Origin of the sequence: Stutzerimonas xanthomarina DSM 18231 (assembly GCF_900129835.1) — a bacterium.
GTDB lineage: Bacteria > Pseudomonadota > Gammaproteobacteria > Pseudomonadales > Pseudomonadaceae > Stutzerimonas > Stutzerimonas xanthomarina.
Map to the genome: position 1 here is coordinate 1 of NZ_FQXA01000007.1, position 17248 is coordinate 17248.

Here is a 17248-nt window from a genome sequence, read left to right on the forward strand (position 1 = left end):
GAGCGTTGGAACCACCTGATCCCATCCCGAACTCAGTAGTGAAACGACGCATCGCCGATGGTAGTGTGGGGTTTCCCCATGTGAGAGTAGGTCATCGTCAAGCTTCTACACCAAACCCCCGACCCTCGTAAGAGGGCCGGGGGTTTGTCTTTGGGCCGAGAAAAGCTTTATTGCTTGGCGCATAACGCAGTAGCTATGACGCTACGCATGATCCATTTGACGCTTTACCCCCAGATTGAAAACCGCGGCTCTGAAGTGTTTAGCGCTCAGGCAACGACCAGCTGGACGGTAGCGCCAGCGGGAGGTTGAATGTCAGATGTCACCAATACGCTCATGTAACGTTCAGTCCGGTTGACGATCGGCCCAAGCTTCCCGCCCGCAGGACCATCGACCGATCCAGGGCAGGCATGGAGCGCGGCCTGCCCCTGGCAACTCGGAGCCGAAGCGAAAGGGCATTCATGCATGCGGCTTTGATAGCTAACTCGCTGCGCTACAAACCGGCCATGTCATGTCGATCGACCGATTAGCCTCTAGGAAACGACATAGCTATCGCCGTACCCAAGTCTGGGTGCGGCCCAGGGCTTCGATGCCGATGTAACCACGCATCTCAAGTTTTTCTCCACCTTCGAGCAGGCTCACCTTGGCGCGATAGGTTTTGCCCTTGGCCGGGTCTAGGATAGTACCGCCGCTCCAAGCGCCCTCGCCGTCCGGCTTCAGGCCCCACAGGATGGTCATTCCTGTAATTGGCTGGTCTTTTCGCTCACCGTCACAAGCGCTACATACCGGATTAGCACCATGCTCGGACTGGAGAACCTCAGCGACTTCGCCGCTTAGGGAACCATCAGCGGCCTGTTGGATTTCGACGATCGATTTGGGTTTGCCGGTTTCGTCATCAATGGTTTGCCAACGTCCGACGGGTGACTCGGCGGCGAAGGATGTCGAGGCAATGGCCATCGGCAGAGCTAGTAAAGTGGCAGTAAACAGTGCGCGCATGGTTTCTCCTAAAGTAACGGTCTAGCGCTGTGACTCTATCATCGCTTAGGACCGATAGCGGTCGGTCGGATTTGCGTCGTTAATGCCAAGATCTAGGATTCGCCGCATGGCGTCTTTGAATACGCTCCCGAAATTTTGATTCACGACTTGTAATACGTTGCTGCGCATCCGGCGCTCGGCGAAGGCGTCGCTCCCGCTCCGATGTAAGAAACTTGGCCAGCCGCGGGTTTCTCAGCATCTCGATGGGTCAGCCATGGAACCTCCAACCCGACCCGCACGGGAGTGGTCTGGATGCCGATGCCGATGCCGATGCCGATGCCGATGCCGACGCCAATGCAGGTCGCGGCCGATTCGCTCTAGTACCTGTTTGCTCGTGCCGCCGAGGTGGTCGCGCGGCTCGGGGGTGAATTCTGCGGCAAAAGCGTATCGGGCCGGTGTGTTACGCCAATGCCTTGCCTTGCTCATTCCGCGCCGTCCTGCTCGAACTCTTCGAGCGCCTTGCGGCAGCCAATACCAAAACCCTCACCGAGCCCGGCTTCCAGCCAGGGCAGGATGGCCAAGGGCGGCGCAACCAAGGCCCCAACCAGACTGGCGGCGGCGCGAACGGCCAGTTCGCCGGTCACGACGCTGACCTGCGGGTTGCTCAGAGTGCCCTGCAGCTGCACAGGTGAGTTACCTGTTAACAGGCTGATGTCCTTCGCATGAGCCTCGAACGCCAGGTCCAGGCGTTCGCTGTCGAGCGTGATGTTGCCGCCGCCGGTGATGTTGCTGTCGGCCGTGCTGATAAAGAGCTGCTCCAGTTTCGCGGTGCCGGCAGTCGAGTCGAAACGCAGGTAGGTGCAGTTGATCGCCACCTGTTCCGAATCGACTAAAGCGGCGAGCGCCGCTTCGCCTGCATCCAGGCCAAGCAGCTCCACCGCCAGCATGTCGAGCTTGCCTCCAGACATGGCGAGCTCCAGTTGGCCGTCTAGGTTGGCCGCCATCTCTCCCAGCGATTGCCCCTGAAGCGTGACATCCAGCTGCCCACCGATGGTGCCCGCGGAGTCCTGCGCGATCTTGGACAGGTCGGCTTCGCGCAAAATCGGGGAGAGGTTGACGCTGGTGATATCCAGGTGCAGCTCCCCCTTCGGTTGCTGCGGGCGAACGTCCAGTCGCAGCCGGCCGTTCGCTTTTCCTTTGCCTATGGAAAGCGTCAAGGGCTCGGCTATTAATACACCTTCTTCCAGCTCGGCTTTGAAATCGACGGCATTCAACGGGATATCCTTGGCCAGGACCGTGTCGGCTTCGTAGCGCACAATGGCGTCCCGGTCCCGAAGCGCGTCCAGGCCCAGCGGTTCGTTGGAAAATACCTGGCCGTCGTTCGGGTCTGTCGGCGTACCGGGCGCCGTCAGATCCGAGGTCTCGAGCGTGTCCGAATGCAGGTTGGCCCAAAGCATCGGGCGACCGCGAGTGCTGAGGCGAACGTCGCCGCTCAGATCAGTATTGCCCCATTTTGCGCGAAAACCCTGCAGGCGCAGCTGCTGGTTTTCCCACAGTAGCTGCCCGTTCAATTGATAGCCGGCCAGCGACGGTAGGCTCAAACCGGTCAGCGGGTTGAGGTTGGCCGGGTTCGGCCCCTCAAGCGATACCGCGAGGTCTGCCGCTTTCAATTGCAACGGATCGGTGACCGTGCCCCTTACGGTGAGGTAGCTTTCGCGCGACTTGACCGTGCCTTCGATGGGATAGGGTTGATCGTTGAACAGTGCTTCCAGCGCACCGACATCAAGGTCGAAATGCAGCGGTACCTCGTTGCGCCAGGCATCGCCCGTCAGCTGCAGACCTGAGTCAGTCGAAGTGGCGTCAATCTCCACTCGCAGATTGCGTGCCGGATTGTCATAGCGCAGGCGCGTATCGCTCAGCTGGGCGGAATTCTGCGCCAGTTGCATGTGCAATTCACCGTCCAGGGTGCCCAGCGTGGGATAGCCCAGCGGCGCAAGCGCGCGGCCCAGATCTAGTTGCGCTACGGTCAGGTCAACCGTTCCGCTCAATGCGTTCTTGCGCAGCCCCAGCGAGCCGTCAGCGCTGATGGCTCCTTCGCCTTGGGCAACGTACAACTGTTTGATCTCTAGATGCTGCTCGGCCAGGCTGGCCTTGAGCTTGATGTCGCTCAGCGCGGCATCGCCATACAGGAGCTGCCCCAGGCTGAGGTCCAGTTCGCCGCGGTAGCGACGCAAGGGCTGTAGAAGGTTTTGAGCACGTCGTTGCAGCGATTGCTCGTCATGCTCGGCTTGCGATTGGTTGCCGCTCTGCTCCGAATCGAGCAAGCGCATCACGCCCCAACGGTTGAGGTCGAGTGTGTTGCCCTGCAGCTGCGCCGTCAGCTTGGGCGTATCGCCACGCTCCAGGACGAGCGAGCCAGTGAGGTGGCTTTCGCCCGTCTTCAGATCCATGTTTCGCAGCGCCCAGCGCGGCCCATCACGCTTCAGCTGGGTATTGAACTCGAATGCCGGCACGGCAATAGACGGGATGTCGAAGCTCATCAACTCGGCTGAGTCCGGTGCGCTCACGGTCAGTGCTCCCTGCAGGGCATCGAGCTGCGGCAGCTGTTTGGCTTCCCCGTTGAACTGCGCCTGAATCTCGCCCAGCTGCGCATCGAGGTTCACCGCATAGGGCGCACCACTGGCCAACGCCTGGGACGGAGGCCCTCCTGTCAGACTCAAAGCCAGTGGCTTGCCTTCTACATTGCCGCTGCCTTCGATGGACAGTTGGCGTTGACCAGGGCCGTTGTCGGCCGTCTTGATATCGAGAGACAGTTGGATGTCCAGCTTGGCGTCGCGATAGGTTAGCTGGCCGCTCTGAATGCGGATCGTGCCTAGCTGGATTGGTAGGGCATTGCCGCTCGAGCTGCTCTTGTTTGAGCCAGAGGCAGAGCTAGCCTGAGACTCGGGCTTGTCGCTGCTGCCCCTCAAGGTGGCCCAGCTGGAGCGCCCGTCCTCCTGCCTGGCGAGGTGAATTTGAGGGTGGTCGAGTTCGAGCAATTGCAGGCTCAAGTTGCCGGTCAGCAGCGCGCTGACATCGAACTCTGCCTGCATGGCGTCCAGCTTGAGCATGTAAGGGTGTTTGGCCCACTCGGGGTTGGCGATTTCGACATTGCCAACGCTGATTCCCAGCGGAAACCCCCAATCGATGTCGAGGCTACCGATTTCGACGATGCGCCCATCCAAGTGCTGACTCAGTTGAGTTTCGATCTTCTCGCGCGCCCACTGGGTCTGCACCAGCACTGCCGCGATCACCACCAGCAGCATCAGGGCTGCCAGCACAATACCAATGATTTTTGCTGCTTTCGCCACCTTGCCTCCTGATCCGATCACGCTCGCGCATGAGTGAGGGTCAGCTGCATCAGTGCAGCCGTGTAAAGGTGTCGACCCTCACTGGCGGAAAAAGCTCATGCAAATTGGCATGCAGTTTTGTGACGTGCAGCCGCGGTACCAACGGGTTCTGATAGGACTAGATTTGGCGCAGGAAACACGGACGATCGGCATCGCCACCGTCCACGCTGAACGCGGATCAGCCTTGCAGATCGGCCAGCATCGCTGTGGCCACCGCTTCAGCCACCTTGATGCCATCGACGCCTGCCGAAAGAATCCCGCCGGCATAACCCGCACCTTCGCCTGCCGGATACAGGCCACGGGTATTGATGCTTTGCAAAGATTCGTTGTCGCGCCTGATCCGTACCGGTGACGAGGTGCGCGTCTCGATGCCTGTGAGGATCGCGTCGGCGCGGTCGAAGCCACGGATCTGCTTGCCGAAGGCGGGCAGCGCTTCGCGGATCGCCTCGATCACGGAGTCGGGCAGCGACGGAGCCAGGTCGCCGAGACGCACGCCGGGTTTGTAGGACGGCTCGACCTCGCCGAATTCATTCGAAGCCCGGCCGCGTATGAAGTCGCCCACCAATTGCCCCGGTGCGCAGTAGTCATTTCCACCCAGCTCGAAGGCGCGTGATTCCAGTCGTTCCTGCAGTTCGACGCCAGCCAGCGGGCCGCCGGGGAAATCCTCGTCCGGGTTGATGCCGACGACGATGCCCGCATTGGCGTTACGCTCGTTGCGCGAATATTGGCTCATGCCGTTGGTGACCACGCGGTTGGGCTCGGAGGTGGCCGCCACCACGGTGCCGCCCGGACACATGCAGAAGCTGTAAACGGCCCGGCCATTTTTGGCGTGGTAAACCAGCTTGTAGTCGGCCGCGCCCAATTCTGGATGCCCGGCGTACTTGCCCAGGCGTGCCTGGTCGATCAGTGATTGCGGGTGTTCGATGCGAAAGCCCACGGCAAAGGGCTTGGCTTCTATGTAGACACCGCGCTCATGGAGCATGCGGAAGGTGTCGCGCGAGCTGTGACCCAGCGCGAGCACGACGTAGCGGCTGCGGATTTCCTCGCCGTTGGCCATCCGCACGCCTTGCATGCGGCCGTCCTCGATGATGAAGTCGACTACACGGCTGTCGAAACGTACCTCGCCGCCCAGCGCCTTGATTTCCTCGCGCATGGTCGAGACCACGCCAGTGAGGCGGAAGGTGCCAATATGCGGCTTGCTGACAAACATGATCTCTTCCGGCGCGCCAGCACGGACGAACTCGTGCATCACCTTGCGGCCGTAGAACTTCGGGTCCTTGATCTGACTGTAGAGCTTGCCGTCGGAAAACAGCCCGGCACCGCCCTCGCCGAACTGCACGTTGGATTCGGGGCTCAGCACCTTGTTGCGCCACAACGCCCAGGTGTCCTTGGTGCGGCTGCGTACATCGCGTCCGCGCTCCAGCACGATCGGCCGGAACCCCATCTGTGCCAGGGTCAGCGCGGCGAACAGGCCGCACGGGCCAAAGCCAATCACCAGCGGGCGCTCGCTCAGGCCGTCGGGTGCCAGGCCGACCGGGTAGTAACCGGTGTCCGGCGAGACGCGGATATTGCGATCATCGGCCAACCGCGCGAGCACCGGCTCTTCGTTCGCCACGCTGACATCAAGGATATAGACGAAGGTAATCTCGCTGTTCTTCTTGCGCGCGTCATAGCTGCGCTTGAATACCGTGAAATCGAGCAGCTCGGCGTCGTTGATCTTCAGGCGCGCAACGATGGCGTGACGCAGGGCCTCGGCGGGATGGTCAAGGGGCAACTGCAGTTCATTGATGCGAATCATGACAAGTCCTGGCCGGTGGCCCCGGCAGAGGTGATGACAGCCGTTCGATTCGCCGGCCATGAAGGGCTGGCGAACCGATAGGTCGAAGGAAGGCGCGCAGTGTAGCTGCGCGGGTTGAGGCTGTCATTCAGCCGCTGGCGCCTCGCCGGAGGCTCCTGCCTCGTTGCGTTTCAATGGTGTTGGATGGCGCAATCACGGTTACTGAAGCACAACCCTTGAGTTAAGAGGCTGCGGTGGACGATTGTTGGCGTGGCCAACCGCCTTTGTCAGCGCGTTGATCTGCTGCTTGGAGGCGACCAGCGGCTGCTTCAGTACCAGCCAGCGCACGCCTTCGGTGCAGGGTGGTGTGGTCAGCGAGCCGCTGAAACGGTAGTAGTCCAGATCATCAGGTAGCAGTGCGGTGACGTTGGCCATGGGTGCGATCTGCTGCGTCTGGCCGTCTGCCGGCGGTTTGTCCCACAAACGAGCCAGTGCGGCGTTGTGCTCCCCAGCCTTGAACATCAGTGCGAGGACCGCAAGGTTACCGTCCTTGTCCGCATGTACCAGATGCCCTTCCAACGGGTAGGACTGTCCTTCAATCAGGTTTTCGCTGGGCATATGGAAGTGGAACTGCAGCAGCTCGTAGTCCTTGCCATCGAGCGTCAGATGGCTGCCGGGTTCATAGACCACCTGCACGGTATGCCCGAGGTTGACAACCTTGCTTGCGCCCGCTGTATAGCTGAGCTGTAGCGGAGTCAGTTCGGCCTCGACGAGACCGCTGAGGTCGACCGGTGCCTGGTTCTTGCCACCGCAGGCGCTGAATTCCGGCGTCAGTTTCGCCCAGTTCTCCGGCCCCGCTTCGCCGGAATAGCCCCAGTGAGTACCTGGCGTAACGGCCGTTGCATTCGCGCAGGCAAGCAAAACGCCAAGACCAAGTGCTGCTCTTTTCATGCAAACCTCTCCAACTTCATCTATGGACAGAGCAGGCCCGTGACAGCGGCGCGCCCGAGCCTTCTGACAAGGCGAGCCGGCAGATTGCTCGCCCGTTGCGCCTCGGGCAGACGGTCTGCATTAGGGTCGGTACGCGTTGGACGCAGGGATGTGCTGGCGGGTTTCGGTCATCTGGCAAAGGTTTCGTTTGACGCTACGCTGTGACTGAGCGCTCGCTTTTGTACGCCTGGTGCACGCTGGTCGCGCGGCGTGGGGCGCTGAGCAGAACAACAATAATGATCGTCCTGCGAGACGACCCCTGATGAGGTTGGTGCCCTATGAAACATGCTCCCTTGAGTGCGTTGCTGATCTGCATGTCCGGACTGGCGCTGGCCGCGCCCACCAGTGATGAAGCGCTGGAACGCATGCGCTCGATGAAGACAACTGGCCAATCCCTCGACATGAAAACCGTGCCACAGGACGGCGAAATCGCCGATGCGATCCGCAACAACCTTGAGCGCATCAAGTTGCCAGATGGCTTCAAGATCGAGCTTTATGCGGTGGTGCCCGATGCACGGCACATGGCGGTGGGACCGTCCAGCGGCGTGGTCTTCGTCGGCACGCGTAAAACCGATCTCTGGGCCGTCACCGATCGCACCAAGAACCGTACCGCTGACGAGGTCAAACGTTTCGCCCCGGCGATTTCGTTCACCCAGCCGGGGCCTTGTTTCAGTAAGGATGGTTTCCTCTTCGTCGCGGAGCACAACCGGTTGTTGGTTTTCCCCGCTGCGGAGTTCTTCTTTGAAGGGCCGGATGTCGCCGCCGATATCGTAGTCCCTACCGGCGAGCTGATCCCTACCGACGAGGAAAGTTACAACCATGGCGCGCGGGTGTGCGCTGTCGGGCCGGACAACAAGCTCACCGTCTCCTTGGGCCAGCCGCACAACGTGCCGCCGAAAGATAAAGCCGAGCTGTACAAACAGCACGGCATCGGCGGTATCGTGCGCATGGAACGTGACGGCAGCAAGCGCGAGGTCTACGCCACCGGCATACGCAACTCGGTCGGCATCACCTACAACCCGACCACCCAGGAGCTGTGGTTCACCGACAATCAGGTGGATGGCATGGGCGACGACATCCCGCCGGGTGAAATCAACCACGCACCAAAGGCCGGCATGCAGTTCGGCATGCCCTGGTATGGCGGCGGTCAGGTGCGCACCACCGAATACGCCGAAGAGGCGCCGCCAGAGGGCTTAACCTTTCCGGTGGTCGAGACCGTGGCGCACGCGGCAGACATGGGCCTGATGTTCTACACCGGCAAGATGTTTCCCGAGAAATACCGCGGGGGCTTGTTCAGCGCGCAGCGTGGCAGCTGGAACCGCACCGAACCGGTCGGCGCACGGGTGATGTTTACCCCCTTCGCGGCAGACGGCTCGGCACCATCCGGCGAGACGGTGCCCTTCGCCGAAGGCTGGCTGGACGAGGAGACCGGTGAATACTATGGCCGCATCGTCGACGTGGCGCAGTTGAAGGATGGCTCGCTGCTGGTGAGTGACGACACCGCCGGGGCGATCTACCGGATCTCGTATGACGGCGACTCGAACTGATATCAGCTTTTGCAGTGAGGCTGCCAGGCTCGTTCACCCGAGCCTGGCGGCGTAGTCCTTGGAGTAAGTCGTATGGCTAGACATCGTCGTGGTGGGCTGCTGGTTCCCTGGCTATTGCTGCTGGCGTTACTGTTCGCAACCGAAGTGAGAGCTGCGGATATCAATGCAGGGAAAACCAAAGCAAAGATGTGCGCGGCCTGCCATGGCCTCGATGGGCTGAGCAAAGTTGCTGATGCGCCTAATCTGGCTGGCAACGGCGAGCTTTATCTGTCCCGCCAGCTTAAAGCCTTCCGCAGCGGCGAGCGCAAGCATCCGCAGATGTCGGTCATCGCGGCAGGCCTGAGCGATGACGACATCGCCAATGTGGCGGCCTGGTATTCAGCGATCCAGGTTAGCGTCGAACTGCCTCAATAGCGCGGTGGGCTGGCGGTTACACCCGCTGAGCGCTTAGCCCTTATACTCGCGCGCCATCGAGGCCTGGCGTATGCCGGCTCTCCCGTTGAATGCGACCGGCGCTGTTGCGGCGCCCGCTCACCCAGAAGGACACCTCATGCTTAACAACGATGTGATGCGCAGCGTGCGCTACATCCTCAACGTCGACGACGCCAAGATCGCCGAAATTACGCGGCTTACGGGTTGCGAAATACCTGACAGCGAAGCGGTGGCTTACCTGAAGAAGGAAGACGAGGAAGGGTTCAAGCCCTGTCCTGATCGGATCATGGCGCACTTCCTCGATGGCCTGGTGGTCTACAAACGCGGCAAGGACGAGAGCCGGCCGACTCCACCGATCGAACTACCGGTCACCAACAACATGGTCCTGAAGAAGCTGCGCGTGGCGTTCGAGCTGAAGGAAGACGACATGCACGCGATCCTCCAGTCGGTCGATTTCCCAGTGTCGAAGCCCGAACTCAACGCGCTGTTCCGCAAGGTCGGGCACAGCAACTACCGTGTCTGTGGCGACCAACTGCTGCGCAACTTTCTCAAGGGATTGGCTCTGCGCGGCAAGTGACGCGGAGCGCTGCGCGCTGGTTTTTGCGCGGGTCTGGCAGAAGTCCCGCCGGGCAAGTCACTTCGGCTGTCTAGGCAAAGCACCGCGCAGCATGGTCCGGCCTGTAGGAGCGAGCTCGCTCGCGAATCCAAGTCACGCAACAAGCTTCGCGAGCAAGCTCGTCCAACGGGGCTGGGGTTCGTTTGGTGGAGTAGGGTGGGCTTCAGCCCACGCAGCATAACGGTGGACTGAAGCCCACCCTACAGTCACTGTGCGACTCCGCCGGGCCTGTAAACGAAGCCGCCAACACCGTGGGCTTCGTCGTCAATCTGACCCCGTATGCATCGACCGCACGCTTTCGGTGGGGTATCGAGTGCTGGCAGTTAGCGAGACGGTGGGCTGAAGCCCACCCTACCGGCGTAACGAATGCACGAAACCCCGCAAGCGCGGGGTTTCGTAAGCCGAGTCCGCTGTATTGCAACGGGCTCGTTATTACGGCGAAGGGCTTAGTTCTGCACCATTGCGATGACCTTGTCGCGCAGCTGCGGATCGTTCTGTACGGCCTGATTGATGGCGTTGTACTCCTCGATGCTGAGGTCGTTGTCTTCGACGGTACCCATCATCTTTTCGTTGGCCTGCTGCTGCAATTGCTGAGCCTCGGCCGGGTCACCGGTCTTTTCCAGCTTGGCGGTGAAGTCCTCGCGAATCTCCATGATCTCGCCCAGCGAGTCGGCAAACTTCTCCAGCTTCTTGTCGCTGATGTCTGCAGCCTGCATCGCCGGTGCGGGTTGCGCGGCCGGCGCCTGGCTGGCCTGCTGCGCGGAGACCTGGGAGGCACCAGCGGCCATGAGCAGGGCGGTGAGGCTGGCGGAAACGAGGCGAGCGTTTAGCTTGGTCATGTTCGATATTCCTGCTATTGAAAGACGCAAAGGTCTTTGCATCAGCCGTGCCATCCTGCGGCATTGTGTCTAATTCATTGATTTTCAATAATTTTTACCACCCGTCCTGTTCAGATCGACCTCAAAGGGATGGCTCTGTATCGTGCCAGAATGGCACATGTAGCAGTTTGGCAAAGAACATCGACACTGCGCGGCGCGCTGTTGGCGAAGGTGGTGATCCCGCTGGTGGTGATCATGCTCGGCTTCAGTTATCTGCTGCTGTGGACAGTCGAGCGCAACAGCGAGCGGCGGCTGCAGGAGGAAGTTGAACTGGTGGCGCGGGCAGTCCGTCTGCCGCTTAGCGACAGCCTGGAAAAGCAGCACGATCGCACCTCGCAGCAGGTACTGGAGTCGGTGCTCGGTGTTGGACGCGTCTATGGTGCCTATCTCTATGACGATCAAGGTGAGCTGGTGGCCTTCGCCGGAGCCATTGAGCCAGATCAGGATCAGTCCTCGATTCAGGAGCTGACCGCCGATGGCAAACGCCGGGGCGGTTATCAGCGTATTCGCGGGCGCGAGGTCTATTCCTATTTCCTGCCGCTCGAACAAAGTGGTGGGCGTATCAATGGCCTGCTGCAGGTCACCCGTCGTTGGAATGATTTCGAGCGTGATACCCGCAGGCTACGGGTGATCGCCGGCATATCCGCAGCGGTGTTGGCGCTGGCCGCGGTCTGCATCGTCCTGCTCGGGCATTGGTCGGCCATTGGCCGCCATCTGCAGCAACTGACCCAGAGCATGGCCCGTGTCGCTGACGGTGATCGCCAGCACCGTGCCCCGCGCAGCGGCCCGCAAGAAATTGCCGTGCTCGGTCGGGCACTGAATCAAATGCTTGACAGCATCGCCGATGCCGAACAGCGCATGGCCGAACAGAAGGCGCGCGAGGCGGAGCTCGAAGCGCGCTTGCGGCGCTCACACCAACTCGCCGCCGTGGGTCGGCTGGCGGCAGGCGTTGCCCATGAGCTGGGCAGCCCGCTCAGCGTGATCGACGGCAAGGCGCAGCGGGTGCTGCGCAGCGAGACGCTGGAAGATGGCCAGCGCAAGGGCCTGTTGCAGATTCGCAGTCAGGTCCAGCGCCTGAGCGAGATCGTCCGTCAGCTCCTCGACTTCGGCCGCGCTGCTGGGCGACCTGTTCGACGCATGCCCGCCGAGGTGTTAGCGCATTCGTCTGCAGCTGCGGTGGCGGACGAACTGGCCACCCTCAATGTCACCTTGACGCTGGATACGTCGCCCGAGCCGTTGTGCTGCGAAGTCGATCCGCCTCGTTTCGAGCAGGCACTGACCAATCTGCTGCGCAATGGCGCCCAGGCCAGCCCCGGCGGACAGGTGTTGCTGCGCTGGTGGCGGGAAGGCCAGTGTCTGTTGTTTCAGGTCGAGGATGACGGCCCCGGCGTCGCCGAGCAGCACCGTGCAGCGCTGTTCGAGCCGTTCTTCACCACCAAACCTGTGGGGCAGGGCAGCGGCCTTGGATTGGCTGTTGCTCATGGCGTGGTCGCTGAGTGCGGCGGGCGGATCGAATTGGTCGAGAGTTCGCTCGGTGGTGCGGCATTTCGTATTTCGTTGGCGCTGGCCGGTGAGGAGGATGGCGATGCAAATGGATGACAGCACACCGCAGCGGGTGCTTGTGGTGGAAGACGACGACGGCCTGCGCCAGCTGCTGGTCGAGGAACTGGAAGATCGTGAACTCAGCGTACGAGCCGTGGCCAGCGCCGAGGAAGCGGCGCCGTTGCTGGAGGGCTGGGAGCCGGATCTGGTGCTCAGCGATCTGCGCCTGCCGGGTGCCGATGGCATGGCGTTGCTGCGACGGGTCAAGTCGATGCAGGCGGCACCGGCGTTTCTGGTGATCACCGCGTTCGGCAGCATCCAACAGGCCGTCGCGGCGCTCAAGGAAGGCGCTGATGAGTTCCTGACCAAACCGTTGGACCTCGACCACCTCGGTCTCGCCGTGTCGCGTGCGTTGGAAACGCGCCATCTGCGCGACGAGGTGCGGCGCTTCCAGCAGTTACTTAGTGATGACCGTTTCCACGGCATGCTTGGGCGCAGTCGGGTGATGCGCGGACTATTCGACCAAATTCGGCAATTGGCCCGTGCAGCCGGGCCGGTTCTGGTGATCGGCGAGAGTGGCACCGGCAAGGAGCTGGTGGCGCGCGCCGTGCACGCCGAAAGCGAACGGGCCGGGCGCCCGTTCCTCGCGATCAACTGCGCCGGGCTGCCGGCCGAACTGCTGGAAAGCGAGTTCTTCGGTCATGCCGCCGGTGCTTTCACCGGTGCCAGCCGCGCCCACAAGGGGCTATTCCAGCAAGCCGATGGCGGCACCCTGTTTCTCGATGAGATCGGTGAAATGCCGCTGCCGCTGCAGGCCAAGTTGCTGCGCGTGCTGCAGGAGGGCACCATCCGGCCGGTGGGTGGCGAGCGCGAATTGAGCGTGGATGTGCGCATCATCGCTGCCAGTAATCGGCCGCTGGAAACCGCCGCCGGCCGGGAGTCCTTTCGCGAAGACCTGTTCTTTCGCCTGGAGACCTTCATCCTGCAGGTGCCGCCGCTGCGCGATCGCGAGGACGATCGTGAACTGCTCGCCGCCGGCTTCGTCGCGCACTTCGCCGCACGTGACGGCCGCCCGGTGCGAGGCCTGTCACCCGCGGCGCTGGAGCAGCTCAGGCGCTATCCCTTCCCCGGCAATGTGCGCGAGCTGCAGAACGCCATGGAGCGCGCGGTGACTTTCTGTCATGGCCGCAGTATCGAACTGGAACACCTGCCGGCGCGCATCGCCAACTTTCAGGACAACCCGCCCGAGCGCCAGGCTGACGAACTGCTCGGTTTGATGATCGACGGCCCGCTGCTGCCGACCCTCGACGAGCTGGAGTTGCGCTACATACAGCACGTGCTGGAGCGGGTTGAGGGCAACAAGCGGCGCGCTGCGGCCTTGCTCGGCATCGGCCGGCGCACGCTGTATCGCCGCCTGGGCGAAAAGGAGCAGGACGACAACGCCTGATTAGCTGTGCGGGATCTCGAAAGGCAGCCAATGCGCTGGCAGAGAGCAGTCGTCTGCCAGCGACCGAGACGAGTCGCTCGCAGCGAGATACCGCTTAGCTGGGCTGCACCGCCGTGCGCGGCGGCAATTGCTCCAGGCGCAGCTCTGCCTGGGACAGATTGCGCACCGCTACCCACTCCGCCAACGCCGTGACCGAACGCGGCGGCGAGATAAGGTAGCCCTGGAACAGGTCGCAGCCGGCCTGCAGTAGCGCGGATTGTTTCTCCAGGCTGTCGACACCCTCGGCATTCACCCGTTTGCCCTGGGCCTGACAGAACGCGACGATCGCCGTGAGGCTTTGCTGCATCTCCGGGCGGGTCAGTCGCTCAATGATCGCCATGTCCAGCTTGATGGTATCGGCCGGGTATTCGAGCAATTGCTGGATCGAGGTGTAGCCGACCCCGAAATCGTCGATGGCGACGCGGAATCCAGCCATCCGAATCGCACTCACTGCCGCCATGGTGTTGCTGCTGAGTTCAGCGGCGAAGGTCTCGGTGAGCTCGATTTCGATGAGGCTGGTGCAGATACCGTAGTGCGCGGCGCGTTCGGTCAGGTAGCTGCACAGGCGGTCATCGTCCAGCTGCGCTGACGACACATTGATCGCCAGGATAACGCCCTCGCCGAACAGGCTGACCAGTTGCGGGTAACCGGCCAACGCGTGGTCGATCACCCAGCTGTCGACCTTCGGGAACAGGCCTGCACGCTCGGCGATGGGAATGAATTCCCCTGGTGAGACCGTGCCCAGCAGTGGCGAGTGCCAGCGCAGCAATACCTCGCAGCTGACCACCGCACCTTCACGGTCCACCGCTGGCATGTACACCAAACGAAATTGGTCGTCGCCGTTGAGGGTACGCAACTGTTCTTCGATCAGGCGGATGCGTTGGTCGCGTTGCTCGAGCTCCGCCGAAAACGCCACCGCGAAGTTCTTGCCCATGGCTTTGGCCTGATACATCGCGCTGTCGGCCCGCGTCAGCAACTGGGTGATCGACGCGGCATCGTCGGGATAACGGGCGGTGCCGATGCTGACGCTGATCTGGTAAAGACGATCATCCACGCGGAAGCCACCGCGGCACAGGCCAAGCAAGGCGTCAGTGAGTTCGGCCAGGCTATCGCTTGCAGCCGGTGACATGAGCAGGACGGCGAACTCGTCACCGGACAGCCGCGCGAAGGCTGTTTCGGTATCCGGTCGCCATTCGCAATGGCGATTGAGCTCGCCTTGCGCGCGCAGGGCAAAGATCCGCAGCAATGCATCACCGGCATCATGGCCGTGCTGATCGTTGACTTGCTTGAAATTGTCCAGATCGAGAAACAGCAGAGCCAGCCGTTGCCCGCCTTGCTCGCACTTTTTATGCATCGCCGCAGCCAATATGCCGAAATGGGCGCGGTTGCTGATGTGGGTCAGGCTGTCGGTCCAGGAAATTTCCTGAATGCGCTGCAAGGCTTCCGTGTTGCGCTCGTGGAGCGTCTTCATGTTCAACGTCAGGCGGCCGATCTCGCCGCCGTCGGTGGGCTCGTCCAGCGCCGTTCGCTTGCACAGCAGCAGGTCGGTGAGCTGCTGGCCCAGGTCGCTGATGGGGTCGGTAACGTAGCGGCGGATCAGCAGCAGCAACAATCCGCTGGTGATCAGGCAGATCAGCGAGCCGCCGATGAGGAAGGCGAGGCTGAGTGTGCGCAAGCGATCGGCAAGGTAGTGCGGAGCAGGCGTCAGCCGAGCCTTCAACGATGTCGACAAGTCGACATCCGCCGACAGGCGCGACGTGGTTGTGCCCAGCGTCGGGGCGATATCTACCGCGGCATCATAGTCTGATTCGAGCTGGGCCTTCAGCTCGATGAACTGCTCCGGCCGCACGGCCAGTTGCAGGGTAAACGCCTCCTCGCGCTGACTGGGCAAGGGACGGGTGGCGGTGGTCGGCAGAATGAAATCAGTGTCCAGCAGCAGCGGTCCGCCTTCGGCGTTCTCTACGTAGACCATTTCATCGGTATCGGCGGCCCGCTTGGCCTCTCTCACGATCCGCTGCTGGGTGGCATTCATCCGGGCGAACGGTGACAGGCTGCTTTCGAAGTAATAGGCGACTTCGTCGTCAGGCTCGACGATGGCAAAGGAGACGAACGACAGCCGAGCACTGGAGAGCGAGCGGATGCTCTGCTGGATGCGCAGGCCAAGGGTGTCGTTGCGGTAGGTGGTGTCCGATTCGCGGAGGAACGACCGCAACGCTTCGCTATCGGTGATCGAATAGAGCGCACTGCGATTGAACGCCTGGTAATCCAGATAGGCCGATTTCAACGCCGACAGCCGTTGCGCCAGGCGTGCCTGCTCGAGACCCAACAGCGATGCGCGCTGGGTCATGTAGGCCGTCGTGGCGGCGAGCAGCTGGACGGCCAGGATGACCGGAAAGATCACCAGCAGTGCGCGCTTACCGAGCGTCATGGGCATTTATCAGGGCGCTGATGATGCGTCGCCGTGTCTGCGTCGCTTCCAAGGGTCGCGCCTCGTAAACTTGGCTGTTCCGCAATACCACTTCGGCTGGATAGATGGTCGGGTCCTGGCGTATCTCCTCAGGCAACAACGCCTTGGCTGCGGCGTTGGTGGTGGCCACCCCCAGCTCAGCGCTGTTCAGCGCCGCAATCTGCGGGTTGTTGAGGAAGTTCAGGAAACGATAGGCCAACGCCTTCTGCGCGCCATTAGTCGGGACGGATAGACAATCCACCCAAAGCAGCGTGCCTTCCTTGGGCACCATGTAGCGCCAGGGTTCGCCGTCGACACCTTCGACTTCATTGAGGACCTGCTGATCACCGCTGTAGGCAAGGGCCATGTCGGCCTTGTCGAGATAACGCTGGCTGCGTAATGACGTGATCACGTACTCGTAGGTCAACACGGCGGGGGCTTGCGCCTGCAGCAGCTCGAAGGCCGCCTTCAGCTCGTCATTATTCGAGGTGTTGATCGAATGCCCCTGATGCAATAGCGGGCCGGCGAGGATGTCTTCATGGTCCTCCATCATGATGATGTGCGGCTCGTCGCGATTGGCTGGCTGGAGAAGGTCCGCCCAAGACTGAGGCACGTTGGGCAGGCGGTCAGCCCGGTAGGCGATGCCGAGTGTGCCCCATAGGTAAGGGATGCTGTGCGCACCACAGCTGTCACGCCAACGCTTTGGAACATGCTTGAGATTGGGCAGCGCTTGCTCGTCAATCGGATCGAGCAGCCCGCGTTGGCCGAAGCGAGAGGAGCTGATTAGCTCGGTCAGGGCAATGTCGATCAGGTGGTCGGGTTTGGCCAGTACTTCGTCGCGTTTGTCACCGCTGTCGAAGTACACCTGCTCGATCTTCACGCCCGTTTCGGCTTCCCAGCGTTCGATTACTGCTTCGCTGAGATATTCCTCCCAATTGAGCAGGTGAAGGGTCTGTGCTGCATGCAGCGCAGTGGATGGAAGCAGCAAGCAGGCCAGCGCCAGCAGGGCGGCCGGAGCTCGGAAAAACGGTTTCTGGTTATTCATCAGCTGTCCATCCGCTGCGGCAGGTGCTTGTTGGGCCGTCGCAGTAACCCCAATATCGCAGGTCGCCTCGACTGGTCTCTGGCTGTGGAACGCGAACGCGCCGAGAGGCGCACACAGGCGCGACCGCC

At 61.7% G+C, this 17248-nt stretch carries 12 protein-coding genes and 1 rRNA gene; 6 read left to right on the forward strand and 7 right to left on the reverse strand.

Annotated elements, in window-relative coordinates:
* A 5S ribosomal RNA gene (gene rrf, locus BUE09_RS16885) occupies nt 1-103 on the forward strand; the annotation flags it as partial.
* A gap of 443 nt (nt 104-546) precedes the next feature.
* Here rrf and BUE09_RS16890 read toward each other — a convergent pair.
* The 4 genes from BUE09_RS16890 to BUE09_RS16905 all read right to left on the reverse strand — a co-directional run bounded on the left by BUE09_RS16890 (nt 547) and on the right by BUE09_RS16905 (nt 7089).
* Nucleotides 547-993 (reverse strand): DUF2147 domain-containing protein, encoded by a 447-nt coding sequence (locus tag BUE09_RS16890; protein ID WP_073302680.1) that lies wholly within the window; start codon nt 991-993, stop codon nt 547-549.
* A gap of 461 nt (nt 994-1454) precedes the next feature.
* On the reverse strand, nt 1455-4322 hold the full coding sequence (locus BUE09_RS16895) for an AsmA family protein (RefSeq protein WP_073302682.1): 2868 nt from the start codon (nt 4320-4322) through the stop codon (nt 1455-1457).
* 217 nt (nt 4323-4539) lie between these two features.
* Nucleotides 4540-6159, reverse strand: a complete 1620-nt coding sequence (locus tag BUE09_RS16900; protein WP_073302684.1) for an NAD(P)/FAD-dependent oxidoreductase — start codon at nt 6157-6159, stop codon at nt 4540-4542.
* Between the two features lie 198 nt (nt 6160-6357).
* Complete coding sequence (locus tag BUE09_RS16905; protein WP_073302687.1) at nt 6358-7089, reverse strand: carbonic anhydrase; 732 nt, start codon at nt 7087-7089, stop codon at nt 6358-6360.
* A gap of 317 nt (nt 7090-7406) precedes the next feature.
* Here BUE09_RS16905 and BUE09_RS16910 point away from each other — a divergent pair, with 317 nt between their 5' ends.
* The 3 genes from BUE09_RS16910 (at nt 7407) to BUE09_RS16920 (ending at nt 9684) form a co-directional block, all read left to right on the forward strand.
* On the forward strand, nt 7407-8675 hold the full coding sequence (locus BUE09_RS16910) for a PQQ-dependent sugar dehydrogenase (protein WP_073302689.1): 1269 nt from the start codon (nt 7407-7409) through the stop codon (nt 8673-8675).
* Nucleotides 8676-8747: 72 nt separating this feature from the next.
* Nucleotides 8748-9089: a c-type cytochrome gene (locus tag BUE09_RS16915; RefSeq protein ID WP_073302691.1), complete on the forward strand. Its 342-nt coding sequence runs from the start codon at nt 8748-8750 to the stop codon at nt 9087-9089.
* Between the two features lie 136 nt (nt 9090-9225).
* Nucleotides 9226-9684 (forward strand): YehS family protein, encoded by a 459-nt coding sequence (locus BUE09_RS16920; protein WP_073302693.1) that lies wholly within the window; start codon nt 9226-9228, stop codon nt 9682-9684.
* A 485-nt stretch (nt 9685-10169) separates the two neighbouring features.
* On the opposite strand, the gene BUE09_RS16925 is transcribed toward BUE09_RS16920, so the two are convergent.
* Nucleotides 10170-10562, reverse strand: a complete 393-nt coding sequence (locus BUE09_RS16925; protein ID WP_073302695.1) for a DUF4168 domain-containing protein — start codon at nt 10560-10562, stop codon at nt 10170-10172.
* A 150-nt stretch (nt 10563-10712) separates the two neighbouring features.
* Between BUE09_RS16925 and BUE09_RS16930 the strand changes: the two genes are divergently transcribed.
* A complete protein-coding gene (locus tag BUE09_RS16930) occupies nt 10713-12200 on the forward strand; it encodes an ATP-binding protein (RefSeq protein WP_073303140.1) in 1488 nt (495 codons plus the stop codon).
* Complete coding sequence (locus BUE09_RS16935; RefSeq protein ID WP_073303138.1) at nt 12193-13590, forward strand: sigma-54-dependent transcriptional regulator; 1398 nt, start codon at nt 12193-12195, stop codon at nt 13588-13590. Before BUE09_RS16930 ends, BUE09_RS16935 begins: the two co-directional genes overlap by 8 nt.
* A 94-nt stretch (nt 13591-13684) precedes the next feature.
* On the opposite strand, the gene BUE09_RS16940 is transcribed toward BUE09_RS16935, so the two are convergent.
* Together BUE09_RS16940 and BUE09_RS16945 are read right to left on the reverse strand one after the other, a co-directional pair.
* Complete coding sequence (locus BUE09_RS16940; protein ID WP_073302697.1) at nt 13685-16057, reverse strand: putative bifunctional diguanylate cyclase/phosphodiesterase; 2373 nt, start codon at nt 16055-16057, stop codon at nt 13685-13687.
* Nucleotides 16044-17120: an ABC transporter substrate-binding protein gene (locus tag BUE09_RS16945; RefSeq protein ID WP_172830710.1), complete on the reverse strand. Its 1077-nt coding sequence runs from the start codon at nt 17118-17120 to the stop codon at nt 16044-16046. Before BUE09_RS16945 ends, BUE09_RS16940 begins: the two co-directional genes overlap by 14 nt.
* Nucleotides 17121-17248: the final 128 nt, after the last annotated feature.